This window comes from Janibacter sp. HTCC2649, assembly GCF_000152705.1.
Taxonomy (GTDB): Bacteria; Actinomycetota; Actinomycetes; order Actinomycetales; family Dermatophilaceae; genus Knoellia.
The window spans coordinates 1-1,561 of the sequence record NZ_AAMN01000010.1 but is presented as its reverse complement, the minus strand read 5'-3'; the positions used below and the strand labels follow the sequence as shown (position 1 = coordinate 1,561).

2 protein-coding genes are annotated in these 1,561 nt (G+C 70.3%); one reads left to right on the top strand and one right to left on the bottom strand.

What is annotated here, in order from left to right:
- Positions 1-554, top strand: a 554-nt coding sequence (locus JNB_RS21405) for a CynX/NimT family MFS transporter (protein WP_009774325.1), incomplete at its 5' end; no start/stop codon positions are given.
- 525 nt (positions 555-1,079) lie between these two features.
- Here the strand turns inward: JNB_RS21405 and JNB_RS00050 are convergent.
- On the bottom strand, positions 1,080-1,478 hold the full coding sequence (locus tag JNB_RS00050) for a PH domain-containing protein (RefSeq protein ID WP_148232244.1): 399 nt from the start codon (positions 1,476-1,478) through the stop codon (positions 1,080-1,082).
- Positions 1,479-1,561: the final 83 nt, after the last annotated feature.

The window sequence follows — 1,561 nt, the reverse complement described above, 5'->3', positions numbered from 1 at the left end:
CTGCCTGGCTGGTCGCTGGCTTCCTCGCGATCCAGTCATGGCAGTTCTACTCGACCCTGGCGTGGCTCTCCCCCACCTATGTCGGCCATGGCTGGGACGCCCGGGATGCCGGGCTGCTGCTCTCTGTCTTCACCGGTGCGCAGTTCGTCTCGGGCCTCGTCGGTCCCGCGATCACCGACCGCGTGGGCGACTGGCGGATCCCGCTCGTGGGCGCCGGGCTGTGTGGACTCGCCGGCCAGACGGGCGTCTGGGCTGCTCCCGAGGCTGCGCCGTGGGTGTGGGCCCTGTTGCTGGGCGCCGCTCAGGGTGCGTCCTTCGCCATCGGTCTGGTCCTGCTCGTCCGGTATGCCGTGTCGCCGGCTGCCGCTGCCCGCTTCACGGCGATGGCGTTCCTCGTCTCCTACACCGTCGCCTCGATGGGGCCGACGACGATGGGCGCGGTGCGAGACCTCACCGGCGGCTACTCCGCGATCTGGTTGGTCCTGGCGCTGCTCATGCTTGCCCAGCTCGCCGCCACCCTGACCCTCAAACCCAGCCGAGCCCCCGTCCGCTGACCCCGCCCCGCCGACTTCGTGCCCCGCACGGACATCATCCGGCGGCTTCGTGCCCCGCACGGACAAGATCTGGCGCCTTCGTGCCCCGCACGGACAACATCTGGCGTCTTCGTGCCCCGCACGGACAAGCGGAGCGCAGCGACGTCTGTCTGTGCGGGGCACGAAGAGGATTGCCGGTGGCACCGCCGCATCTCCATCGGCCCGCCGACCTGCGTGGGTCTGAGCCAGAGTCCAGCGTCTTCGTGCTCCGCACGGACATCATCCGGCGTCTTCGTGCCCCGCACGGACAAGCGGAGCGCAGCGACGTCTGTCTGTGCGGGGCACGAAGAGGATTGCCGGTGGCACCGCCGCATCTCCATCGGCCCGCCGACCTGCATGGGTCTGAGCCAGAGCCCAGCGTCTTCGTGCTCCGCACGGACAAGCGGAGCGCAGCGACGTCTGTCCGTGCGGAGCACGAAGAGGGTTTCGCACGGACAAGCGGAGCGCAGCGACGTCTGTCCGTGCGGGGAACGAAGAGGGTTTCGATCAGGGGTGGGTGCGGGACTCGGCCACGAGGTCGGCGAGGCGCTGGGCCTCGGAGCGGGCCGAGGCGCCATCGGCGCGCTGGATCGCCATCACCGCAACGGACTCGGTGTCCTTGAGGTGCAGGGTCGCCCACGGGTCGCCCTCGTCGAAGGTCACGTCCGCGACCTCGTCCCACGCGATGTCCCGGCGGCCGACGAGGTTCTGGATCGTGAGCCCCTCGTCGCCCGGCACGGCCCTGACGCTGGCCCAGCGCCACAGCACGCCAGCAATGGCGACGCCGAGAACACCCATCATGAGCCGGTCGGCGATGACCCAGTCGCCCCCCGCGTCCGGACCCGCCACGAGCAGGGCGAGGACGGTGAAGAGCACCACCGACAGGACCCCCATGACGATCGCCATGGTCCGGCCACGACGTGACCGGAACGGCGCCCTCGAGACCTCGTCGGTCACAGGCGGCACGCCGCGATGTCAGTGACGAGGAT

What these genes read in the sequence shown, in the direction of transcription:
- JNB_RS00050 (WP_148232244.1), bottom strand. Translation starts at nt 1,478, where the DNA reads ATGGCGATCGTCATGGGGGTCCTGTCGGTGGTGCTCTTCACCGTCCTC.